At 72.6% G+C, this 20,316-nt stretch carries 26 protein-coding genes; 16 read left to right on the top strand and 10 right to left on the bottom strand.

Annotated features, from left to right (window positions below):
- The first annotated feature begins 74 nt into the window (after positions 1 to 74).
- On the top strand, positions 75 to 1,463 hold the full coding sequence (locus ABZ342_RS22245) for an FAD-binding oxidoreductase (RefSeq protein ID WP_360476006.1): 1,389 nt from the start codon (positions 75 to 77) through the stop codon (positions 1,461 to 1,463).
- On the opposite strand, the gene ABZ342_RS22240 is transcribed toward ABZ342_RS22245, so the two are convergent.
- The 3 genes from ABZ342_RS22240 to ABZ342_RS22230 all read right to left on the bottom strand — a co-directional run bounded on the left by ABZ342_RS22240 (position 1,464) and on the right by ABZ342_RS22230 (position 4,163).
- Positions 1,464 to 2,645, bottom strand: coding sequence for a hypothetical protein (locus ABZ342_RS22240; protein ID WP_360476003.1), 1,182 nt, complete (start codon positions 2,643 to 2,645; stop codon positions 1,464 to 1,466).
- Positions 2,642 to 3,574 carry an alpha/beta hydrolase gene (locus ABZ342_RS22235; RefSeq protein ID WP_360476000.1) on the bottom strand — a complete coding sequence of 311 codons (933 nt, stop codon included), beginning with the start codon at positions 3,572 to 3,574 and terminating at the stop codon, positions 2,642 to 2,644. The genes ABZ342_RS22240 and ABZ342_RS22235 overlap by 4 nt, the downstream gene beginning before the upstream one ends.
- A gap of 85 nt (positions 3,575 to 3,659) precedes the next feature.
- Positions 3,660 to 4,163, bottom strand: a complete 504-nt coding sequence (locus tag ABZ342_RS22230; protein ID WP_360475997.1) for a hypothetical protein — start codon at positions 4,161 to 4,163, stop codon at positions 3,660 to 3,662.
- A 115-nt stretch (positions 4,164 to 4,278) separates the two neighbouring features.
- On the opposite strand from ABZ342_RS22230, the gene ABZ342_RS22225 reads away from it, so the two are divergent.
- The 3 genes from ABZ342_RS22225 to crcB are packed head-to-tail and all read left to right on the top strand — an operon-like array spanning position 4,279 to position 5,389.
- Positions 4,279 to 4,686 carry a CrcB family protein gene (locus ABZ342_RS22225; protein ID WP_155542356.1) on the top strand — a complete coding sequence of 136 codons (408 nt, stop codon included), beginning with the start codon at positions 4,279 to 4,281 and terminating at the stop codon, positions 4,684 to 4,686.
- Positions 4,686 to 5,018 (top strand): DUF190 domain-containing protein, encoded by a 333-nt coding sequence (locus ABZ342_RS22220; RefSeq protein WP_155542355.1) that lies wholly within the window; start codon positions 4,686 to 4,688, stop codon positions 5,016 to 5,018. Before ABZ342_RS22225 ends, ABZ342_RS22220 begins: the two co-directional genes overlap by 1 nt.
- Complete coding sequence (crcB, locus tag ABZ342_RS22215; RefSeq protein ID WP_360475994.1) at positions 5,015 to 5,389, top strand: fluoride efflux transporter CrcB; 375 nt, start codon at positions 5,015 to 5,017, stop codon at positions 5,387 to 5,389. The genes ABZ342_RS22220 and crcB overlap by 4 nt, the downstream gene beginning before the upstream one ends.
- Before the next feature lie 43 nt (positions 5,390 to 5,432).
- On the opposite strand, the gene ABZ342_RS22210 is transcribed toward crcB, so the two are convergent.
- The 5 genes from ABZ342_RS22210 to ABZ342_RS22190 are packed head-to-tail and all read right to left on the bottom strand — an operon-like array spanning position 5,433 to position 10,171.
- Positions 5,433 to 6,383 (bottom strand): LLM class F420-dependent oxidoreductase, encoded by a 951-nt coding sequence (locus ABZ342_RS22210; protein WP_360475991.1) that lies wholly within the window; start codon positions 6,381 to 6,383, stop codon positions 5,433 to 5,435.
- Positions 6,380 to 8,479 carry a prolyl oligopeptidase family serine peptidase gene (locus ABZ342_RS22205; RefSeq protein WP_360475988.1) on the bottom strand — a complete coding sequence of 700 codons (2,100 nt, stop codon included), beginning with the start codon at positions 8,477 to 8,479 and terminating at the stop codon, positions 6,380 to 6,382. The genes ABZ342_RS22210 and ABZ342_RS22205 overlap by 4 nt, the downstream gene beginning before the upstream one ends.
- A 20-nt stretch (positions 8,480 to 8,499) precedes the next feature.
- On the bottom strand, positions 8,500 to 9,351 hold the full coding sequence (locus ABZ342_RS22200) for a PPK2 family polyphosphate kinase (RefSeq protein ID WP_360475985.1): 852 nt from the start codon (positions 9,349 to 9,351) through the stop codon (positions 8,500 to 8,502).
- Positions 9,352 to 9,368: 17 nt separating this feature from the next.
- Positions 9,369 to 9,836 carry an SRPBCC family protein gene (locus ABZ342_RS22195; protein ID WP_360475982.1) on the bottom strand — a complete coding sequence of 156 codons (468 nt, stop codon included), beginning with the start codon at positions 9,834 to 9,836 and terminating at the stop codon, positions 9,369 to 9,371.
- Positions 9,833 to 10,171 carry a metalloregulator ArsR/SmtB family transcription factor gene (locus tag ABZ342_RS22190; RefSeq protein ID WP_360475979.1) on the bottom strand — a complete coding sequence of 113 codons (339 nt, stop codon included), beginning with the start codon at positions 10,169 to 10,171 and terminating at the stop codon, positions 9,833 to 9,835. The genes ABZ342_RS22195 and ABZ342_RS22190 overlap by 4 nt, the downstream gene beginning before the upstream one ends.
- A gap of 144 nt (positions 10,172 to 10,315) precedes the next feature.
- Here ABZ342_RS22190 and rocD point away from each other — a divergent pair, with 144 nt between their 5' ends.
- Positions 10,316 to 11,548, top strand: a complete 1,233-nt coding sequence (gene rocD / locus ABZ342_RS22185) for an ornithine--oxo-acid transaminase (RefSeq protein WP_360475976.1) — start codon at positions 10,316 to 10,318, stop codon at positions 11,546 to 11,548.
- 644 nt (positions 11,549 to 12,192) lie between these two features.
- Positions 12,193 to 13,551 (top strand): DUF2252 domain-containing protein, encoded by a 1,359-nt coding sequence (locus tag ABZ342_RS22180; protein ID WP_360475973.1) that lies wholly within the window; start codon positions 12,193 to 12,195, stop codon positions 13,549 to 13,551.
- Here the strand turns inward: ABZ342_RS22180 and ABZ342_RS22175 are convergent.
- The gene (locus ABZ342_RS22175; protein WP_360475970.1) at positions 13,548 to 14,423 is read right to left on the bottom strand and encodes an FAD-dependent oxidoreductase; all 876 of its coding nucleotides are present in this window, start codon (positions 14,421 to 14,423) and stop codon (positions 13,548 to 13,550) included. The genes ABZ342_RS22180 and ABZ342_RS22175 overlap by 4 nt on opposite strands.
- A 68-nt stretch (positions 14,424 to 14,491) precedes the next feature.
- Between ABZ342_RS22175 and ABZ342_RS22170 the strand changes: the two genes are divergently transcribed.
- Positions 14,492 to 15,043: a phosphatase PAP2 family protein gene (locus ABZ342_RS22170; RefSeq protein ID WP_360476032.1), complete on the top strand. Its 552-nt coding sequence runs from the start codon at positions 14,492 to 14,494 to the stop codon at positions 15,041 to 15,043.
- On the opposite strand, the gene zapE is transcribed toward ABZ342_RS22170, so the two are convergent.
- The gene (gene zapE / locus ABZ342_RS22165; protein ID WP_360475967.1) at positions 14,997 to 16,025 is read right to left on the bottom strand and encodes a cell division protein ZapE; all 1,029 of its coding nucleotides are present in this window, start codon (positions 16,023 to 16,025) and stop codon (positions 14,997 to 14,999) included. The two genes, ABZ342_RS22170 and zapE, sit on opposite strands and share 47 nt — an antisense overlap.
- An 89-nt stretch (positions 16,026 to 16,114) precedes the next feature.
- Between zapE and ABZ342_RS22160 the strand changes: the two genes are divergently transcribed.
- The 9 genes from ABZ342_RS22160 to ABZ342_RS22120 all read left to right on the top strand — a co-directional run bounded on the left by ABZ342_RS22160 (position 16,115) and on the right by ABZ342_RS22120 (position 20,290).
- Positions 16,115 to 16,852 carry a pyrimidine reductase family protein gene (locus ABZ342_RS22160; protein ID WP_360475964.1) on the top strand — a complete coding sequence of 246 codons (738 nt, stop codon included), beginning with the start codon at positions 16,115 to 16,117 and terminating at the stop codon, positions 16,850 to 16,852.
- Complete coding sequence (locus tag ABZ342_RS22155; RefSeq protein WP_360475961.1) at positions 16,849 to 17,409, top strand: sigma-70 family RNA polymerase sigma factor; 561 nt, start codon at positions 16,849 to 16,851, stop codon at positions 17,407 to 17,409. The genes ABZ342_RS22160 and ABZ342_RS22155 overlap by 4 nt, the downstream gene beginning before the upstream one ends.
- Positions 17,409 to 17,822, top strand: coding sequence for an Asp23/Gls24 family envelope stress response protein (locus ABZ342_RS22150; RefSeq protein ID WP_360475958.1), 414 nt, complete (start codon positions 17,409 to 17,411; stop codon positions 17,820 to 17,822). The genes ABZ342_RS22155 and ABZ342_RS22150 overlap by 1 nt, the downstream gene beginning before the upstream one ends.
- A gap of 90 nt (positions 17,823 to 17,912) precedes the next feature.
- Entirely contained in the window at positions 17,913 to 18,350 is a 438-nt protein-coding gene (locus ABZ342_RS22145) for an Asp23/Gls24 family envelope stress response protein (RefSeq protein WP_155542338.1), read from the top strand.
- On the top strand, positions 18,347 to 18,601 hold the full coding sequence (locus ABZ342_RS22140) for a J domain-containing protein (RefSeq protein ID WP_360475955.1): 255 nt from the start codon (positions 18,347 to 18,349) through the stop codon (positions 18,599 to 18,601). The genes ABZ342_RS22145 and ABZ342_RS22140 overlap by 4 nt, the downstream gene beginning before the upstream one ends.
- A 30-nt stretch (positions 18,602 to 18,631) precedes the next feature.
- Positions 18,632 to 18,808 (top strand): hypothetical protein, encoded by a 177-nt coding sequence (locus ABZ342_RS22135; RefSeq protein ID WP_013224542.1) that lies wholly within the window; start codon positions 18,632 to 18,634, stop codon positions 18,806 to 18,808.
- Positions 18,805 to 19,155 carry an Asp23/Gls24 family envelope stress response protein gene (locus ABZ342_RS22130; protein WP_360475952.1) on the top strand — a complete coding sequence of 117 codons (351 nt, stop codon included), beginning with the start codon at positions 18,805 to 18,807 and terminating at the stop codon, positions 19,153 to 19,155. Before ABZ342_RS22135 ends, ABZ342_RS22130 begins: the two co-directional genes overlap by 4 nt.
- Before the next feature lie 2 nt (positions 19,156 to 19,157).
- Positions 19,158 to 19,694, top strand: a complete 537-nt coding sequence (locus ABZ342_RS22125; protein WP_155542336.1) for a DUF6286 domain-containing protein — start codon at positions 19,158 to 19,160, stop codon at positions 19,692 to 19,694.
- Entirely contained in the window at positions 19,691 to 20,290 is a 600-nt protein-coding gene (locus ABZ342_RS22120) for an alkaline shock response membrane anchor protein AmaP (RefSeq protein ID WP_360475949.1), read from the top strand. The genes ABZ342_RS22125 and ABZ342_RS22120 overlap by 4 nt, the downstream gene beginning before the upstream one ends.
- Positions 20,291 to 20,316 lie beyond the last annotated feature (26 nt).

Raw genomic sequence — 20,316 nt, 5'->3', positions numbered from 1 at the left:
GAACGGACCGAACGCTGCGCGAACGCCGCGTGCCTACGTTCTGCTCGGGTACCGGGAAATCCGAGAGGGGCACCATGACCACCACCGCTTTGCCGCACGAGGAACTGGCCACCGCGCTGCGCGGCGACCTCGTCACGCCGGCCGACCCGGGCTACGACGAAGCCCGTGCCGTCTACAACGCCATGATCGACAAGCGGCCCGCGGCGATCGCCTACTGCCGCGACACCGCCGACGTCGTCGCCTGCGTCCGCTACGGGCGCGCACACGGCCTGGACCTCGCCGTGCGGGGCGGCGGCCACAACGCCGGCGGCCTCGGCGTCGCCGACGACGCGCTGGTCATCGACCTGTCCGGGCTGCGCAGCACCACCGTCGACCCGGTGAACCACACCGTCCGCGCCGACGCCGGGTGCACCTGGGGCGACGTCGACCACGCCACGGTGGCGTTCGGGATGGCGACGCCGTCGGGCATCGTCGGGTCCACCGGCGTCGCGGGCCTGACGCTCGGCGGCGGCATCGGCTACCTGGCCCGGCGGTTCGGCCTGACGATCGACAACCTGCTCGGCGCGGACGTCGTCCTCGCGGACGGGTCGTTCGTGCACGCTTCGGAGTCTTCGCACAGCGACCTGTTCTGGGCCCTGCGCGGCGGGGGCGGCAACTTCGGCGTCGTCACGTCGTTCACCTTCCGCTGCCACGAGATCGGCGAGTGCGGCGTCGTGATCGGCGGGCCGGTGCTGTACGACCTGGGCGACACCCCGGACGTGCTGCGCTGGTACCGCGAGCTGCTGCCGTCCCTGCCCGAAGAGCTGAACGGCTGGTTCGGCCTGCTGACGATCCCGCCGGCACCGCCGTTCCCGGAGGAGCTGTGGGGACGCAAGGCGTGCGGCATCGTCTGGTGCTACACGGGAGCGCACGACAAGGCCGACGAGGTGCTGGCACCGGTGCGCACGTTCGGTTCGCCGTTGCTGGTCGGCCTGCAGGAGATGCCGTACACGGCGTTGCAGGGGGCGTTCGACGCGCTGTACCCGGCCGGGCTGCAGTGGTACTGGCGCGCGGACGTGTTCCACGAGATCTCCGACGCGGCGATCGACATCCACGTCAAGTACGGCTCCCGGCTGCCGTCGATGCACTCGTCGATGCACCTGTACCCGATCGACGGAGCGGCGAGCCGGGTGGCACCGGACGCGACGGCGTTCCCGCACCGCTCCGGCGGCTGGTCGGGCGTGATCGTGGGGGTGGACCCGTCCCCTTCGCGCGCCGAGGACATTTCCCGGTGGACGCGCGATTACTGGGAGGAACTGCACCCGACTTCGGCCGGCGGGGCGTACGTCAACTTCATGATGGAGGAGGGCCAGGACCGGGTCCGGGCTTCGTACGGCGCGAACTACGACCGGCTGGCGGCGGTCAAGCGGCGGTACGACCCGGACAACGTGTTCCACGTCAACCAGAACATCCGCCCGGCGTGACTAGAAGTAGAGGTTGAGGACGTCGTGCGACAGCTTGACGACGGGGATCAGGCCGGAGATGAGTGAGGCGAACCGCAGCGCGCGGCCGCGCACCGGGTAGCCGGAGTCACCGACGAGATAGCCGGCTTCGAGCCGGATCGTCCGCGCCGCCAAGGGGTCGCCGGCCTTCTCCGCGTCGTCGCTGTCGGAGTTCAACGCGATGATCTTGTCCCGCAGCGTCGTCTCGTAGACGTGGGCGACGCCGCGGCGCAAGGTCGTCACCATCGCGACGTTGAGCACCATGCCGACGACCGCGACCGTCGCGAGGAGGACGTTGACGAAAACGCGGTAGCCGACCGCCGCGTCCGGGTCGCGCATGATGTAGATCAGCACGATCAGCGAGCACACGAACGACAGCAGCGAAAAGTAGGCGTACCCGACGAGCCTGCCGACCGGGCGCCAGCCGTGGTCGCGGTCGATCCGGGCCGGCACGTGGTGGAACACCATCAGCTTCGGGGCTTCCCGGAACAGCCGGGCGAGGTGGAAGTAGAGGTAGGCCTGCCTGCTGGCGAAGTACGTCCCGATCGACCCCACGATGATCCACAGGATCGCCATCGCGGGATCGGTTTCCCAACGCGCCCACCACGAAAGCCGGTAGCCGTCCTGGAGGGCGGCATCGGGGTGCGCGACGCCCTGGACGTTCGCCAGCGCCTTGAAGACGTGGTTGTTCTGGGAAGCGTTGACGTAGAACCAGATTCCCACCGCCACGACGCCGACGAGCAGGAGGAGCTGGCGGGGCTCGGAGACGCGGAGCTTGGCGACGAAGGCGGCGTAGCGCGACTTCATCGGCTCCTGCGTCAGCTGGTCCGGGCCGAAGATCCCGGTCTCGGCGTGGGCCAGGACGACGTCCAGGTTCCGCAGCCGCCGGACCAGCAGCAGGTACAGCACGACGGCGGTCTCGGACGTCAAGCCGAGGCCGAGGCTGGGCAGGTCGGCGGTGAAGGGCAGCCGGAAGCAGGTCAGGCCCTGCTTGTCCGGCCCGAACAGGGTGAGCGCGAGGATGCGTCCCGGCCCGCAGCCGGGCGCGGCGAAGTTTCCGTGCACCGCCGAGGAGATCGCCATGTAGATCATCGCGGCGGGCACGCCGAGGACGAGCAGCAGCTCGGCGACCGGACGGCTGGGAGCGAACGGCCGGGTGCTCATCCGGCTTCCCGCGTGCCGAAAAGGTACTTGAAGGCGAGCTCGGGCATTTCGACGTGCGGGAAGTGAGCGCAGCTGTCGATCAGGTGGGTTTCGGCGTGCTCACAGACCCGCCGGAGCGCAACCATGTCCTCGACGGGGACGAGCTTGTCCTTCACGCCGAAGACGGCGATCAGCGGGCAGTGGATGCGCCGCCATTCGACGTCGGGCCGGTAGCCGACCCCGTTCTGCGCGGCGAGCAGGAAGGACCGCGGCCGCATGCCGAGCGCGAGCCGATCGAGGAACGTCCGGTCGGCGTGCCACGGGTAGGCCAGCGTCCCGCGCAGGGTGAGCGGCAGCAGCCGGACCCGGCCCAGGAGGGCGAAGGCCCGCAGCCCGGCCGGCCCGAGCATCGCGAGCGCGCTCTGCGAGAAGTAGGCGGCCGCGACGGTCCGTCGTGCGAGCAGGCTGGACCACGGGTTCTGCACGGTCCGGATGACGGAGAAGTAGGCGCCGGCGACGAGCCGCACCGAGGTGACGATGTCCGGGTGCTTGCTGGCCATGTCGAGCGCGAGGAAGCCGCCCATGGAGTGCCCGACGATTCCCAGGGTCCGGTACCCGAGCCGTTCGACGAGACCGACGACGAGGTTCCCGACTTCCCGGCTTTCCAGGTGGTCCTTGAGGTTCTCGGACTCCCCGAACCCGGGCAGGTCGATGAGCAGGACGTCCCCGAGTGTGGGCCCGCGGGCGGCGGCGATCCGCAGGACGGGCGTCCAGGTGGTCCAGTCGTTGGCGACGCCGTGCAGGAAGACGGTGACGTGGGTGCCGTCGCGGTCCGGGCTGCGGAGGTAGTGGAGCCGGCCGAAGGGGCCGTCGCAGAATTCGTCGACGAGCCCGATCGCGCCGGAGTCGGTTTGGAGTTCGAACGGGAAGTACTCGTCCGGTTTGCCCACGAGGTCTCCAGGGTTGGTTGGGCGGGGAGTCGGCATGATCATGCGGTGCGTAACAGGGTGGGTACGAACCGTTATCGGACCGTGCTCAGCCTCGGCCGAGGTATTCGTCGGCGTCGATGCGGAGGCCGCCGTCGTAGCGGATGACCGTCAGGACGTGCCGTTCGATCAGCTGCGCGCTGCCGTCGCGCGGGTGCAAGGCGATGCGCACCGTCACTTGACTGTCCCGGACCGAGGGTGCGCCCAGGACCTCCGCGCTGCTGTAGCGGCCCCAGAACCGGTCGTAGCTCGCGCGGCCCCGGCCGCGGAGGTTCGGGCCGATCAGCGGCCAGCCGGCTTCGGTGTCCGGCATCGAGCGGTAGTAGCCGGTCACGAAGCCGGCGAGGTCGGTAGCGGCGTCGTCGGGTGCTGGAGCCGGAGCCGGACGAGCGGACTCGGTGACTGATGTACCGGGCGAGGCGGGCTGAGCCACGCCCGGGACGGCGGAGAAGGGCGGCCAGTGCCGGTCCCCCGCAATGGCCAAGTAGGCCGGGACCAGCGCGACGACCGCGGCGATGGCCCCCAGCCTCGTGTAGAAACCTTCTTTCGACAACGCGGCTCCCAGCGGTCCGTCGGCGCGGTACGCCCGCTGGAGTCGCCGTCACGAAGACGGTCGTTACGCCGGGCCCGGTGCGCGGATCACCGCCGGGGTAGGTTCGGCGCGGGAGGTGATCAGCGTGCCCGCGACCCGGTGGGACGTCCTGCTCGCGATCGGCGCCGGCGGCGCGCTGGGCAGCCTCGCCCGGTACGGCCTGTCGGTGGCGGTTCCGCACGCCCGCGGGGAGTTCGCCGTCGCGACGCTGCTCACCAACGCGCTCGGCTGCCTGCTCATCGGTGTCCTGATGGCCTTCCTGACGACCACCGCGCGCCCGCACCACCTGCTCCGGCCGTTCCTCGGCGTCGGGATCCTCGGCGGCTTCACGACGTTCTCCACGTTCGTGACCGACACCCTCGACGCGGCGACGACCGGGCGGATACTGGCTTCGTTCGCCTACGTGCTGGCGTCGCTGGTGCTCTGCCTGGCCGCGGTGACCGCCGGCCTGACGGCGACCCGCGCGATCCGGAAGGGACGCTGATGGAAGGACCGGCCACCCGCCTCACGATCTACGTCGGCGAAGACGACCACTGGCACCACAAGCCGCTCTACCACGAGATCGTCCGCCGGGCCCGCGACGCCGGGCTGGCCGGCGCCTCGGTGCTTCGCGGGGTCGAGGGCTACGGCGCGTCGTCGCTCATCCACACCACGCGGATCCTGTCGCTGTCGGAGGACCTGCCGATGGTGATCGTGATCATCGACGCGGAGGAGAAGCTGCGGGCGTTCCTGCCGCAGCTGGACGAGCTGATCGGCGAGGGCCTGGTGACGCTCGACCAGGTCGAGGTGGTCCGCCACGTGGGGCGGACCGGGTGACCCTGGTCCTGGTGGCCCTCGGCGGGGCGGCGGGCTCGATCCTGCGCTACCTGACCGACCGGCGGGTGCAGTCGTGGCGGGATTCGCCGTTCCCGTTCGGGACGCTGACGGTGAACGTCGTGGGCTCGTTCATCCTGGGCTTCCTGAGCGGCTGGCTCCTGCACGGCGCGGAGCCGTCGTCGGTGCGCGCGCTGGTGGCGGTGGGTTTCTGCGGCGGGCTGACGACGTTCTCGACGTTCGGCTACGAGACCGTGCGCCTGTTCCTGGAGAAGACGCGGCTGTACGCGGTGCTGAACGTCGTGGCGACGGTGGTCGCGGGCCTGGCTTCCGGCGCGCTCGGCCTGCTGCTCGCCACCGCACTCTGGTCGTGAGTGGGAAACAGTGTTCTGACCCTGTTTCCCACTCACGACCGCGTCAGCGCGGCGCCAGCCCGCGAACCTGCTCGAACGGATCCCCGCCCGTCGGCAGCAGCGCGATGATCGGCGTCGTCAGCCCGTTGTCCACATAGGACTGGACCTGCTCGCGGCACGACTCCACGCTGCCGTGGATCACCAGCTCGTCGACGACCGAGTCCGGGATCACCTGGTTCGCCTTCTGCCGGTCACCGGCGGCCCACGCTTCGTGCATGGGCGCCAACTGCGAACCGCGACCCAGCCACTCGTGGAACGCCGCGTACACCGGGACCGTCAGGTAGCTCGAGATCAGCATGCGGCCCAAGCCACGCGCCGCTTCCGCGTCCTCCGTCGGGCACACGAAGATCCGGGCCGCCAGCTCGACGTCCGGACCGATCACCGAGCGCACCTTCGGCACGTCCGAAGCCGCCAGCCAGTTCGTGATCGCGCCGTCCGCCTCGCGCGCGGCCAGGCGAAGCATGCCCGGGCGCAGGGCCGCCAGCATGATCGACGGCGGCGGGTCGGCCGGGCGCTCCAGCCGGAACTTCGAGACGGCGAACGTTTCGTACTTCTCGCTGACCTTCTCCCCCGCCAGCGCGGAACGCAGGAACCGCAAGGTGTCCCGCGACCGCGCGAACGGCTCTTCGAACGGAGCGGCGTTCCAGTTCGTGACGATCACCGGCGACGACGCGCCGATGCCGAGCACGAACCGGCCGGGAGCCAGCTCCGCGACCGTCGCCGCCTGCATCGCCAGCAGGCCCGGCCCGCGCGTGTACACCGGGACGATCGCCGTGCCCAGCCGCAGCTGGGGCGCCCACTGCGAAGCCAGGACCAACGGCGTGAACGCGTCGGTACCCGCCGTCTCCGCCGTCCACGCGTCGGTGTAGCCCAGGTCCGGCAGCTGCTCGACCAGCTCGCGGTGCGCCGTCAGCGGCACCCCGGTGAGCGGGATCGTGAGGCCCCAGCGACTCATGCGTTCTCCTTGTCCACGGCGGAAAGCTCGCGCAGCAGCCAGTCCACCTGCGTGCGCATCAGGTTCTCCGCGACCTCTTCGGCCTGCGGTGTCATGTGGGTGGCCCCCGCCAGCGGCAGGAAGACGTGCGGCCGCCCCTTCGCCAGCAGCGCCGACGACAGCCTCAGCGAGTGCGCGACGAACACGTTGTCGTCGGCCAGCCCGTGCACGATCAGCAGCGCGCGGCTCAGCTCCGCCGCGCTCTCGATCAGCGAGTTGTGCGCGTAGCTCTCGACCTCGTCCTGCGGCTTGCCCAGGTACCGCTCGGTGTAGTGCGTGTCGTACAGCGACCAGTCGGTGACCGGCGCACCCGCGACCGCCACGTGGAAGACGTCCGGCCGGCGCAGCACGGCCAGCGCCGACAGGTACCCGCCGTACGACCAGCCGCGAATCGCGACGCGCTCCAGATCCAGTTCGGGATGAGACGCTGCCGCCGCCTGTAACGCGTCCACCTGGTCCTGCAGCGTGACATCGGCGAGCCGGCCGTGGACCTCGCGCTCCCACACCGCGCCGCGGCCGGGCGTGCCCCGGCCGTCCGCGACGAGCACCGCGAAACCCTGGTCGGCCAGCCACTGCGACGTCAGGAACGCGTTGCGGCTCTGGAGCACGCGCTGGGCGTGCGGGCCGCCGTACGGGTCGAGCAGCACCGGCAGTTTGCCCTCGCTCGGCTCGTAGCCGCGCGGCAGGAGCAGCGCCGCGCGCAGGCCGCGCTCCCCCAGCGTCAGCCAGGTCAGGTTCGGCACGATGTCCGGGTCCACAGTGGACGACTCGATCGACGCCACCGGCGCGCCGTCCCGCAGCACCGAGACGCGCGGCCCGCTGTGGTCGAGGCTCCACGACGACACCACGGTGACCGCGGCGGAGCCGGACCCCACGTGCACGCCGTCCACAGTGGACAGGCGGCGGATCGACGCGCCTTCCGTGCGGAACACGTGGATCTGCGTCGGGTCGTCCTCGGAAGCGCTGAAGAGGATCTCGTCGCCGACGTCGAGCACGGCCCGCAGCTGCAGCCCGGCCGGGGTGACGGCCTCGCCGCCGACGAAGAGCCGGTGGTCGCCGTCGACCATGCCCTCGGTGACCAGGCGGCCGTCGGGCGTCCACGCCGGGACGCCGCCGACGATGTCGATCCAGTGCTGGTCGGACGCGGTGTGCACGACCGACGTCGAGCCGTCGGTGACGTCGAGGGCGAGGACGTCCATCCGCTTCTGGTCGCGCGGCTCCACGGCCAGCAGCGGCGCGCCGCCCGCCGACCAGTGCACCGAGGCCAGGTACTCCCACTCGCCGGGCGCGACGTCCACGCGGGACCCGTCCAGGCCGAGCACGGCCAAAGACACGAGCGCGTTCGTGGTGCCCGCGGCCGGGTAGGCGACGACGTTCGCGGGGTTCTGCGGGTTGGCCGGGTCGGCGATGGTCCAGCGCGGCACCGGGCCGCGGTCGGAGCGCTCGGCCAGGACGCTGCGGCCGTCCGGGGCCCACCAGTAGCCGCGGGTGCGGTCCATCTCCTCGGCGGCGATGAACTCGGCGAGCCCCCAGGCGATGTCTTCGCCGTCCTCCTCGACGAGCACGCGGTCGTCGCCGGTCGCCAGCTCCAGGACGTGCAGCCGCCGGTCCTGCACGTACGCGACGTGCGTGCCGGCCGGGTTCGGGCGCGGGTCGATCACCGAGCCGTCGACGCGCAGCGTCACCTCGCCGGACGCAAGATCGAGGGTGTAGAGCTTGCCCGAGAGTGAGAACGCGGCGACCGTGAAGCCGGCGTCGACGCTGTAGTGGACGACGCCGCCGCCGGCCTCGCGGGCGCGTTCGCGGCGCGCCCGCTCCTCGGCCGGCAGCTGCTCTTCACCGGGCAGCAGCTCGACGGCGTCGACGAGCTTCGTCTCGGCGCCGGTCGCGAGATCGGCCGACCAGAGGCTGTGCCGGGGGTCGGTGCCCGACTCCGCGCGCAGGAACAGCACGCGCGAGGCGTCCGGGGCGACCCGGAACTCCTTGGGCGCGCCGAGGGTGAAGCGCTGGGTCCGGGCCTGCTTGCGGAGGAACGGGAGGTCGTCGACATCGGTCACGTCCGCACTCTTTCAGACGGTCACGACGGGACGCCAACACCCTTCAGCTTCGCCAGCTCTTCGGCGACGTCGTAGTCCGGCTCCGGGAACTCCGGCTTCAGCTCCGTGAGGGTCTCGATCAGCAGTTCGGCGACCGCCCAGTTCCGGTACCACTTGTGGTCGGCGGGCACGACGTACCAGGGGGCGTGGGCGGTCGACGTCTTCTTGAAGATGTCGGCGTAGGCCTCCTGGTAGGCCGGCCAGTGCGAGCGGGCTTCGAGGTCGCCCGGGTTGTACTTCCAGCGCTTCTCGGGTGTCTCCAGCCGGGCCTTCAGCCGCCTGAGCTGCTCCTCCGGCGAGATGTGCAGGAAGACCTTGACGACGGTCGTGCCCGTGTCCGTCAGCTCCTGCTCGAAGGCGTTGATCTCGCCGTAGCGGCGGCGGCGCTCGGCCGCGGTCAGCAGCCCGGTCACGCGCGGGACCAGGATGTCCTCGTAGTGCGAGCGGTCGAAGACGCCGATCTGGCCGGGCGTGGGCAGCTGCTTGCGGATCCGCCACAGGTAGTGGTGGCGCCGCTCGGCCGCGGTGGGCTTCTTGAACGCGGCGTAGTGCACACCCATCGGGTTCACCAGGCCGAGCACGTGCGAGACAGTGCCGCCCTTGCCCGAGGTGTCCATGCCCTGCAGCACGAGCAGGACGCTGCGCCGTCCGCCGCCGACGCCCTCGGCGTAGAGCGCCTCCTGCAGCCCGGACAGCCGCTCGCCGGCGCCTTCGAACTTGGCGAGCGCCTTGGCCTTCTTGCCGGGCCCCACCGGGGTGGAGCCCGGGTCCGGCAGCTCCGCGCCGACGCGCAGCGCGTCCCGGACCCGGCTTCCTTCGTCCTTCTTCGCCATCCCGCGAAGCTACCCGCTCAGGCGGCGGCTTTCTCGGCGAACAATTTCAGCAGCCCGCCGTGTCCGCCGTCGCTGGAGACGCCGTCGCGGACCTTCTCCGCGGTTTCCCCGTGCCGCTCGAAGTTCCGGTGCTCCAGCTCGACGCGCGTGCTGCGGGGTCCTTCCTCGATGAACCGGACGTCGATCTCGCTGGCGTGCGCGGGATCCGGGTCCACCTTCCAGTCGCCGTCGATCCGCCACGACAGGACCACCCGGGCGGGTGGCTCCCAGACGAGCACCTCGCCCCACTGGCACTCGGCGCCGTCCACGGTCTTCTCGTACCAGCGCCCGCCCTCCTTGGGCTCCAGGACGGCCTCGGCCAGATCGCCCTCTCCGATGTGGTGCTCGCGCGGCCACCAGCTGTCGAAGGCCTCGGTGTAGGTCTTGAACGCGTGCTCGCGCGAGCAGGCGACGGTGATCGTCTTGCGGATCGGCTCCAGGGTCATGACTGCTCCTCTTCGGTGGGTTCGGTGGATTCGGCGTACTCGGCGTACTCGGCGAACGAGCGCAGCGCGTCCGACCACATCCGGTCGAGGTAGGCGCGCACCGCGGCGATGCCGTTGGGCTCGAGGCGGTAGAGCCGCTTCGTGCCCTCGGCCCGGTCCGCGACCAGGCCGGCTTCCTTGAGCACCTTGAGGTGCTGGGAGACGGCCGGGCGGCTGATCGGCAGGTCCGCGGCCAGCTCGCCGACCGCGCGGGGCCCGGCGCGGAGCGCTTCGACGATCGCGCGCCGCGACGGGTCGGCCAGCGCGGCCAGCTGGTCGCTTCCGTAAGTCGCCACGAACGGTAAGCTACGACTTACCGATACGCTCGTCAACCGGCACGCAGTGTTTCGTGGGTGTGACGGGTGGATTGCGCAACGAACAACGGGTGAAAGCAATGATTCCCGGCTGAACTCTGCGTGTTCTGCCTCTAACCTGAACACATGACGACGTTCGTCGGCCGGGAGACCGCCGCCCCCACCGCCGCGAGCTTCATCGAGCTCGACGAGCGGTGGAGCACGCACAACTACCACCCGCTGCCCGTCGTGATCACCGAAGCCGCCGGTGCTTCCGTCACCGACGTCGAAGGCCGGTCCTACCTCGACTTCCTCTCCGGCTACTCGGCCCTGAACTTCGGCCACCGCCACCCCGACCTGATCGCCGCCGCGGTCGAGCAGCTCGGCCGCGTCACGCTGACGTCGCGGGCGTTCCACCACGACCAGCTGGGCCTGTTCTGCCGCGAGCTGGCCGAGCTGACCGGCACCGAGCTGGTGCTGCCGATGAACTCCGGCGCCGAGGCCGTCGAGTCGGCCGTCAAGATCGCCCGCAAGTGGGCGCACCGCGTCAAGGGCGTACCGGACGGCACGGCCGAGATCATCGTCGCCGGCTCGAACTTCCACGGCCGGACCACCACGATCGTGTCGTTCTCGACCGACGAGACCGCGCGCGCCGACTTCGGCCCGTTCACGCCGGGCTTCGTCACGGTGAAGTACGGCGACGCGGCCGCGCTGCGCGACGCGATCACCCCGCGCACCGCCGCGGTGCTGCTGGAGCCGGTGCAGGGCGAGGCCGGCGTCATCGTGCCGCCGGAGGGCTACTTCGCCGACGTCCGCGCGGCCTGCGACGAGCACGGCGTGCTGCTGATCGCCGACGAGATCCAGTCCGGGCTGGCCCGCACCGGCACGGTGCTGGCACTCGACCACGAAGGCGTCCGCGCGGACGTGTACACGCTGGGCAAGGCCCTCGGCGGCGGCATCATGCCGGTGTCCGCGGTGGTCGGCCGCCGCGACGTGCTGGGCGTGCTGAAGCCGGGCGAGCACGGCTCGACGTTCGGCGGCAACCCCCTGGCCTGCGCGGTCGGGCGCGCGGTCGTCCGCCTGCTGGCCACCGGCGAGTTCCAGCAGCGGTCCACGGAGCTGGGCGCCCACCTGCAGACGCGGCTGGGTTCGCTGATCGGGTCGGGACTGTCCGAAGTCCGCGGCCGCGGCCTCTGGGCGGGCATCGACATCGCCCCTGGCGGACCGTCCGGGCGCGAGGCGTCCGAGGCACTGGCCGGCCGAGGTGTGCTGTGCAAGGAGACGCACGAGCGCACGCTGCGGGTGGCGCCGCCGCTGGTGATCACCCGCGAGGAGCTGGACCACGGCATCGACGCGATCGCCGAGGTCATCCGCCCCTGAACCACCGGATGCCGCCGGGTGAGCCTCCCGCCCCGGCGGCATCCGGAGCACACCGCAGCGCCGGTGTGCGCTGCCCTGGTGCGCGCTGCCGGTGGTCCAAGCCCGGACCGGCCCGCGGGCGCCGGCAGTCCGCAGCGCAGACCCGGTCGTCCCGGCGAGGCATGCTCGGCCCGGCCTGGCGGAGCCGCCTCCCCCGGGCAGCGGCAGACCCCGGCCCAGGCGAGCACCCGGCACAGCTTGCTCGGCTCCGGCCCAGGCAAGGACCCCGGCGCAGCTCGCAGCCCCGGCCCAGGCGAGCACGGCCCCGGCCCGGTGGCGCATCCCCGAGCCCAGGCGAGCACGCCGCCGCGGCGGAGCCTCCCGCGGGCGCACTCCGCAGCGCAGCCTCCGACCCAGGCAAACACCCGGCGCGGCTTTGCGCGGCCCGGCGGGTCCACCTCCCGCAGGCGGCGGCAGTCCACAACACCCCCCGAGCCCAGGCGCGCACCCCGCCGCGGCATGCGCGGCCCCCGCCCGGCCTTCCCCGCGGCCAAGCGCATCGGAGTCCGGCGCATCCGCGGTCCACCGCCGCCGGGTCATGACCGCGGCCGGGTGACACCTGGCGGCTCGGGAGCAGATCGTCCCCTTCGGACGTTGTGCCCGGTATGGGATCAGGGGAATGGGTGGAGCGGCCGCTCGTCGGCACCGAAAGCGTGACGCCGGCCGAACTCTACGAGCAGGGGAAGCGGCTCCGCGAAAAGACACCCGCCGCCGTGCACGACCACGAAACCGCCGCGAAGGACCGGCCGAGCGCGAAGCAGTACTTCGACGCCAGCAACGCCGGACGCCTCCCCGAGCTGGTCGAACTCCGCCGGGAACGCATGCTCGCGTCACCGTTCACCTTCTTCCGCGGCGCCGCCGGGCTGATGGGCGCCGACCTCGCGGGCACACCGGACTCCGGGCTCACCGCTCAGCTCTGCGGCGACGCCCACGCCGCCAACTTCGGGCTCTACGACACCCCCGAAGGCAAGATCGTGATGGACATCAACGACTTCGACGAGACCGTCCCGGGCCCGTGGGAGTGGGACCTCAAGCGGCTCGCGGCCAGCCTCGTGCTCGCCGGCCGCGAGGGCGGCATCGGGGAGTCCGGCTGCCGCGAGGCCGCCGAAGACGCCGTGAAGTCCTACCGCCGCACCATCCGCGCGCTCGCCGACCTGCCGTTCCTGCGCAGCTGGAACGCCCTGCCGGACTCCTCGGTGCTGTCCAAGGCCCGCGCGGACGAGCTGATCGACGACTTCGCCGACGCCGCCGAGAAGGCCCGCAAGAACGACAGCGCGAAGGTCGCCGCGAAGTGGACCGAGCGGGTCGACGACCACGAGACCGGCCTGGCGCGCCACCGGTTCGTCGAGGACCCGCCGGTGCTGACGCACGTCGACGAGCGGACCGCCGAAGCCGTCGCCGCCGGACTGGTGTCCTATGTGGACACCCTGCGCGAGTCGCGGCGGACGCTGATCGCGCGGTACCGGATCGCCGACGTCGCCTTCCGCGTCGTCGGCTCCGGCAGCGTGGGCTTGCGCAGCTACGTCGCCCTGCTGCACGGCAACGACGACGAAGACCTGGTGCTGCAGGTGAAACAGGCGCAGAAGCCCGCGCTCGCGCCGTACCTCGACCTGCCGGCCGCGGAGCACGAAGGACAGCGGATCGTCGACGGCGCGCGGCTGGTGCAGGCCGAGACCGACGTCCTGCTCGGCTGGACCACGATCGACGGCGTCCCGTACATCGTCCGCCAGTTCCGCAACCTCAAGGGCGACATCGACCCGTCGGAGCTGGAGAAGGACCACCTCGACGACTACGGCCGCCTGGCCGGCGCGCTGCTCGCCCGCGCCCACACGCGGTCCCTGCACCCGAAGCTCCTGGCGGGCTACTTCGCCGAAGACTCCGAATTGGACGAAGCGATGGGCGCGTACGCCGTGCGGTACGCCGACCTGACCGAGGCCGACCACGCCGCCTTTTCGGCGACCTAGGACGCCACCAGAGCCGCGACGTCCGCCGCGCAGCCCCACGCCAGCGTGATCCCCGAGCCGCCGTGGCCGTAGCAGTGGACGATGTCGCCCTTCCGCTCCAGCCGCACCACCGGGCGGAACGGGCGCAGGCCCACCAGCGACCGCAGGACCTCCGCCCCCGCCAACGCCGGGACCAGCTCGCGGCAGCGGCGCACGATGTCCGCCGTCACGACCGGGTTCGGCTCCGTGCCGGCGCGGCCGGGCTCTTCCGTACCGCCGCAGACCACGTGGCCGCCGTGCGGGATCACGTACGTGGCGCCCGGGCTCGTCTCGTCGACCACGAACTCCGTCAGGCCCGGGTCGGCCAGGTGCACGACCTGGCCGCCGATCGGGACCAGCGAGCCGTCGCCCGCCAAGACCCCCGCGCCCGGACCCGTCGCGTTGACCACCGGGCCCAGGCCCGACAGCGAAGCCAACGTCCGGTGCTCGACGCGCACGCCCAGAGAAACCACCCGCGCGAGGAGCCACTCCAGGTACACCGGCGTGTCGACCAGGGCCGTCGTGAACACCAGGTGGCCGCCGTCGCGGACCGGGTCGATCATCGCCGGCAGCCACTGCGGCGCGGGCTCCCCCGGCGCCAGCAGGACGTGGCCGCGGCGGAAGCGCACGCCCGGCGCCTCCTGCTCGCGCAGCACCGCCAGGGTCTCGGCCGTCCAGCGCACGATCCGCTTGTCCGGCAGGCGCACCGGCGGGTACAGCACCCCGCCCGCGACCGCCGACGTCGTCTCCCCCGGCGGGGCCGCCGCGACGACCGTGACGTCGTGTCCCGCACCGGCCAGCCGGTACGCGCAGCTCAGGCCGATGATCCCGGCCCCCGCCACCGTGATGTGCATCCCCGCATCGTGGCAGACGGGTGCATCACGGAGTCACAGCTACCCTCTCGCGAGTGAGGACGATGTGGGTGCCGGCCGCGGTCTGCGGCCTGCTGGCGGTGCTGCTGGGGCTCCCATTCGCCGGCGGGAGCACGCCCGGCGCCGTGGACGCGACCGTCGCCGGCTGGACCGCGCACCTGAGCCCCGGCGTGCTACGGGCGCTGGTCCTGCCGACGGAGCCCGCCGTCGTGATCGCCCTCGGCGTGCTCGCCGTCGTCCTGTGCCTGCGCGCGGGGCGGCGAACCGACGCCGCGCTCGCGCTCGGCGCGCCGCTGCTGGCGGTCCTGCTGAACGCCTTCCTGCTCAAGCCGCTGTACGACCGGTGGAAGAACGACACCCTGGTCTACCCGAGCGGCCACACGGTGAGCCTGGTCGCGGTGCTGACCGTGCTCGTCCTCGTCACGCGCAAGGCGTACGTCGTCGTGCTGAGCGCGCTGGCGCTGCTCGTCGCCGCGGCCGGGCTGGTCGGGATGGGCTACCACTACCTCACGGACGTCGTCGGCGGGACGCTGTTCGCGGTCGCCGTCGTGCTGCTCACGTGGTCGGTGCCGCGTCGCGTGCCAGCGCCGTCAACCGGCTGACCGCGCGCAGGTACTTCTTGCGGTACCCGCCGTCGATCATCTCCTCGGTGAACAGCGCCGGCAGCGGCTCGCCGGAGACGACGACCGGGATGGCCCGGTCGTAGAGCCGGTCGGCGAACGCGACCAGCCGCAGCGCGACGTTCTGGTCCGGCGCCGGGTGGATGTCCCGCAGGTGCACGCGGGTGACGCCGTCCAGGAGCCGCCCGTAGCGGGAGGGGTGCAGCGAACCCAGGTGCTCGCACAGCGCGTCGAAGTCGTCCACAGTGGACCCTTCGTGCGCGGCGACGGACTCCTCGAGCGCCTCGGGCGAGACCGGCGGCGGCGCGTCCGGCAGGCCGCGGTGGCGATAGTCCGGCCCGTCGACGCGAGCTACGCCGAACCGGGCCGACAGCGTCTGGATCTCGCGCAGGAAGTCCTCGGCGGCGAACCGGCCCTCGCCGAGCTTCTCCGGCAGCGTGTTCGACGTCGCCGCGACGTACACGCCGGCGTCCATCAGCTCCTGCAGCAGCCGCGTGACCAGCGTGGTGTCGCCCGGGTCGTCCAGCTCGAACTCGTCGATGGCGAGGATCCGGTGCTCCGAAAGCCGCCGGACGGCCTCGGCGAAGCCCAGCGCGCCGACCAGGTGGGTCAGCTCGACGAAGGTGCCGTACGCCTTGGGCGACGGCGCCGCGTGCCACGTCGAGGCGAGCAGGTGGGTCTTGCCGACGCCGAAGCCGCCGTCGAGGTAGAGGCCCATCGGGCCGGCGGGCTCCGAAGACCCTCCAGCGCCGCCGAAGAGCCTGAACCGCTTCTTCTCCTTGGGCGCGCCGACCTTGGCGGCGAACGCCGAGCACGCCTCGACCGCGGCGGCCTGGCTCGGCTCGTCCGGGTTCGGGATGTAGGTCTCGAACCGGACGGCGCCGAAGCGCGGCGGCGGCACCAGCGCCCCGATCAGCTCGTCGGCGGACAGCTCGGGTCGGCGGTCGGTGAGGTGCGCGGGCATGGTCGCAGAGCCTAACGGCGCGGCGAGCCCGGCCCGGCGGCGATGTCCCCCGGTCGAGACGCACTTCACGCCCGTGCTGGGATTGTTCCGTGCGGAGCGTGTGGCCCTCTTCGACGGGCGAGCTGACCGGGGTGGACCTCGAGGGGATCTACGCCTACCCGGCGTCGGTCGACCGCCCGTGGGTGCAGGTCAACTTCGTTTCCTCCGCCGACGGCGCCGTCGAGGTCGACACGACGTCCGCGGGCCTCTCGCACGCCGCCGACCGGCGCGTTTTCCTGCTCGGACGCGATCTCGCCGACGTCATCCTGGTCGGCGCCGGCACCGCGCGAGCCGAGGACTACCGCGGCGTCGTCGCCGGCCCGAAGCGTCTCGAACGCCGTCGGCGGCTCGGCTTCGAGACCGTCCCGCCGATCGCCGTCGTGACGCGCACGGCCGATCTCGACCCGGCGTCGCGGCTGTTCACCGAGACCGTCGTACCCCCGATCGTGGTGACCACCCGGACCGCCGGCACCGGAGCGCTCGAAGCCGCCGGGGCGGAGATCGTGCGCGCGGGCGAGGACGACGTCGACGTCCGGCGCGCGCTCGAGCTGCTCGCCGAGCGCGGGCTGCGCCGCGTCGCCTGCGAGGGCGGGCCGCGGCTGTTCGGCAGGCTCGTCGCGGACGACCTCGTCGACCAGCTGTGCCTGACCGTCGCGCCGCTGCTGGTGGCGGGCCCGGCGGCCCGCATCGCCGCGGGGCCGGTCGCCGTCCCGCGCCGGCTCGCGCTCGCGTCGATCCTGGTCGAGGACGGCTTCACGTTCCTGCGCTACCGCCGGGACGCCGGGTGAACGACGACGCCGATCTCCTCACCCGGGCCGCGGCCGGCGACGAAACCGCGTTCGGCGCGCTCGTCCGGGAGCACACCCCGCGGATGTACCGCGTCGCGCTGCGGATCACCGGCAGCGCGGCCGAGGCCGAGGACGTCGTGCAGGACTCCTGGCTCGCCGCGTGGCGCTCGCTGGCCTCCTTCCGGCACGAGTCCGCGGTGTCGACCTGGCTCTACCGCGTGGTCACCAACAGCGCGCTCGCGCTGCTGCGGCGCCGCCGGCCCACGATCTCGCTCGACGCGCCGGAACCCGACGGCCGGTCCACTCTGGACAGTGCGCTGCTCGCCGGGGCCGATCCGGGCCCGGAAGGCCGCGTCGTGCGGGCCGAAGAGGTCGACGCGGTGCTGCGCGCGATCGGCAGGCTGGAGGTGTCCCAGCGGGTGCCGCTGGTGCTGCGCGAACTGGAGGGCCTGAGCTACGAAGAGGTCGCCGAAGTGCTCGACGTGAACGTCGGCGCCTTGCGCTCGCGGCTGCACCGGGCCAGGGTGGCGCTGCTCGCCGAGTTGAGGGAGCGGTGATGGCCGAGCCACAGGACCCCGAGCGGGACCCGCGCTGGGACGCCGTGCGCGCGGCCGCCCGGCGCCGGGTGCCGACCCCGCCCGGGCTGGTCGAACGCGTGCTGCGGGCCGTCGCGCGCGGCCGCCGGACGGCCGTGGACGTGCCCGGCGAGTCCGGCGGCCTGAGCGTCACCGAAAACGTCGTCGCTCGGCTGGCCTCGGCGATCGCGGCCGAGCGGGCGCCCGACGGGGTGCGGGTTTCGGCCGTCGCGGTCGAGGACGACGCCGTGCAGGTGCTGGTCTCGGTCCGGTTCGGCGTCGCCGCCGACGCGGCGGCCGAGACGCTGCGGCAGCGGATCACCGCGGAGCTGTCCCGTCAGCTCGGCGTCGCCGCGACGGTGAACGTGCACGTCGTGGACGTCCACCCCGGCTGACCGTTCCCCCGTTCGGGGGACCTTGCGTGAGGTTTGCCCGTGCGCGGGCATCGTACGGGCGAGAGACCGCCGCGAGAGGAGCCCGCAAGCATGCACCCGCAACGGACCGAAAGCCCCGGCACGGTGACCCCGCTCAACGAGGAGGGCGCCGCCGGCCGCACCACCATCTCGTCGGTGGTCGTGCAGAAGGTCGCCGGCCTGGCCACCCGCGAGGTCGCCGGCGTGCACGCCCTGGGCGGCGGCGGGGTGTCGCGCGCGCTCGGTGCCCTGCGCGAACGCATCCCCGGTTCCGGCACCGTCACAACGGCCGGCGTCGCCGTGGAGGTCGGCGAGAAGCAGACGGCGATCGACCTCGACGTCGTCGTGGAGTACGGCGCGCGCATCGCCGACGTCGCCCGCGCGATCCGGCGCAACGTGATCACCGCGGTCGAGCAGATCACCGGCCTCGAGGTGATCGAGGTCAACATCTCCGTCAACGACATCCACCTGCCCGGCGAGGAAGAACCCGAATCGACGCGGGTGGAATGAGCGGGCGCGACGCGGACGACGCGGAAGGCCGGGCGGCCTTCCGCGCGTTCGTGCGTGCCCACCACCCGGACGTGGGCGGCGACCCGGCGGAGTTCGCGGCCGGGCTGGCCCGCTTCCGCGAGCGCGGGCCGGCCGCCCGGGAGTCCGATGTGGACTCCCGCTACGACGCTCCGGTGAGCTTCGTCGCCCGGCGCCGCGGGATCGCCGCCGTACTGGCCCGCTTCCGCCGCCGGCCGCCCCGGGTGCGGTGACCGCACCTTCGTACCGTCCAAGGAGGACATGTGAACGCAACGCAGACCGGGCTACTGGCCGGGCTGATCCTCGGCCTGGCCGCGACCCAGGGGTTCACCGCGTTCCTGGTGACCCTGGCCGTCGGCATCATCGGCCTGGTCGCCGGCCGGGTCCTCGACGGCGAACTCGACCTCGGTGAGCTCTTCGGCAAGGGCCGCGACAAGTGAGCCGCGTCCTGGACGTGCCGCGCGAGCTCGCCGAACCGGCCGAGCGCGGCACCCTCACCGTCGGGCACGCCGTGGTGCGCAAGGTCGCCCAGCACGCCGCCGACCAGGTCCCCGGCACCTCCCACGCCGGCAAGAAGGGCACCAAGGCGAAGGTCGGCGGCCTCGACAACGACGTCGACCTCGCGCTCGACGTCGCCCTGCAGTACCCGGCGCCGGTGCGGACCGTCGTCGGCGTCGTGCGCGAGAAGGTGACCGAAGAGGTGGAGCTGCTCACCGGCTACCACGTGCGGACCCTGGCCGTGACGGTGTCCGCGCTCCTGCCGGACGTGCCGCCGAGGGTGCGGTAGCCGTGCGCCCGCTCGTCCGCCTCCTGTCCACCCTGCTCGCCCTGGCCTTCGCGGCCGCCGGCGCGCTGCTCGCCCTCGAAGTCGGCTGGCACTGGTGGCGCCCCGGTTCGGGGCCGCTGGTGGTGCCGTGGCCGCGCTGGCAGGCCGAACTCGCGTCGCTGGGCTGGGACGCCTACGCGGTGCGCGTCGGCGCGGGCGTGGTCGCCGCCGCCGGCCTGGTCCTGCTGCTGTGCGCGCTGGGCGCCGGGAGCCGCGCGATCCGGCTCACCGACCCGGCGGGCGAGGTGAGCGTCTCGACGTCACCGCGCTCGCTGGCCCGGCTGGTCGGGCTCGCCGTGCGCGCGCAGGACAACGTCGCCGGCGCGACGGTCACCGCGAGCGCCCGCCGCGTCCGCGTCCGCGCGAAGAGCACCCTCGAAACCGAGGGCGAGCTGCGGCCGCGCCTGCTCGAAACGGTCTCCGCACTGCTCGACGACGTCCCGCTGGTGCGACGGCCGAAGGTGTCGGTCGTCGTCGACTCCCCCAAGGACCGCCGATGACCAAGTCAGCCGCCGCGAAGGCGCTCACCCGGTCCTACGCGGGCGTGCGCACGCTGACGTTCCTCGTCGGGCTGCTGGCCCTGGCCGGCGGGGCGCTCGCCCTGGTGGTCGGCTTCGGCGTGCTCGGCGAGTTCCGCGGCCGCCGTCCGCTGCTCGACCCGATGGCGCTCGACTGGCTCGGCGCGCACGCCACGCCCGCCCGGATCGCCGCGATCGTGCTCGGCGTCCTGCTGTTCGTGTTCGGCCTGCGGGGGACGCTGCGTTCGCTGCGCCCGGAACCGCGGCCCGACGTGGACCTCGACCGCACCGAAGGCGCGGAGCTCGTCGTCACCGCGGCCGCCATCTCCGGCGCGGTCCAGGCCGACGCCGAACAGCTCGACGGCGTGAGCCGCGCCCGGGTCCGCGCGGTCGGCTCCCGGACGTCTCCCGCGTTGCGCATCACCCTGTGGCTGCACGAGGGAACCGACCTCAAGAGCGTCTGGGAAGACCTGGACGCGCGCGTCCTGACCAGGGCGCGGGAGTCGCTCGGCCTCGACGTCCTGCCCACCGCGGTCCGCTTGGAACTCGACACGACCGCGGCGAAACGCGTGCGCTGAGCGGCGTCCTTCCGCAGAATGCGGGC

Source organism: Amycolatopsis sp. NPDC005961 (assembly GCF_040629235.1).
Classification (GTDB): domain Bacteria; phylum Actinomycetota; class Actinomycetes; order Mycobacteriales; family Pseudonocardiaceae; genus Amycolatopsis; species Amycolatopsis camponoti.
This window is presented reverse-complemented; position numbering and strand designations above follow the sequence as displayed.

Bases quoted from the DNA above. Each gene is read 5' to 3' on its own strand.
- ABZ342_RS22245 (WP_360476006.1), top strand. From the start codon at position 75: ATGACCACCACCGCTTTGCCGCACGAGGAACTGGCCACCGCGCTGCGC.
- ABZ342_RS22240 (WP_360476003.1), bottom strand. From the start codon at position 2,645: ATGAGCACCCGGCCGTTCGCTCCCAGCCGTCCGGTCGCCGAGCTGCTG.
- ABZ342_RS22220 (WP_155542355.1), top strand. From the start codon at position 4,686: ATGGAAGGACCGGCCACCCGCCTCACGATCTACGTCGGCGAAGACGAC.
- ABZ342_RS22210 (WP_360475991.1), bottom strand. From the start codon at position 6,383: ATGAGTCGCTGGGGCCTCACGATCCCGCTCACCGGGGTGCCGCTGACG.
- ABZ342_RS22200 (WP_360475985.1), bottom strand. From the start codon at position 9,351: ATGGCGAAGAAGGACGAAGGAAGCCGGGTCCGGGACGCGCTGCGCGTC.
- ABZ342_RS22195 (WP_360475982.1), bottom strand. From the start codon at position 9,836: ATGACCCTGGAGCCGATCCGCAAGACGATCACCGTCGCCTGCTCGCGC.
- rocD (WP_360475976.1), top strand. From the start codon at position 10,316: ATGACGACGTTCGTCGGCCGGGAGACCGCCGCCCCCACCGCCGCGAGC.
- ABZ342_RS22180 (WP_360475973.1), top strand. From the start codon at position 12,193: ATGGGATCAGGGGAATGGGTGGAGCGGCCGCTCGTCGGCACCGAAAGC.
- ABZ342_RS22175 (WP_360475970.1), bottom strand. From the start codon at position 14,423: ATGCACATCACGGTGGCGGGGGCCGGGATCATCGGCCTGAGCTGCGCG.
- zapE (WP_360475967.1), bottom strand. From the start codon at position 16,025: ATGCCCGCGCACCTCACCGACCGCCGACCCGAGCTGTCCGCCGACGAG.
- ABZ342_RS22150 (WP_360475958.1), top strand. From the start codon at position 17,409: ATGGCCGAGCCACAGGACCCCGAGCGGGACCCGCGCTGGGACGCCGTG.
- ABZ342_RS22145 (WP_155542338.1), top strand. From the start codon at position 17,913: ATGCACCCGCAACGGACCGAAAGCCCCGGCACGGTGACCCCGCTCAAC.
- ABZ342_RS22140 (WP_360475955.1), top strand. From the start codon at position 18,347: ATGAGCGGGCGCGACGCGGACGACGCGGAAGGCCGGGCGGCCTTCCGC.
- ABZ342_RS22120 (WP_360475949.1), top strand. From the start codon at position 19,691: ATGACCAAGTCAGCCGCCGCGAAGGCGCTCACCCGGTCCTACGCGGGC.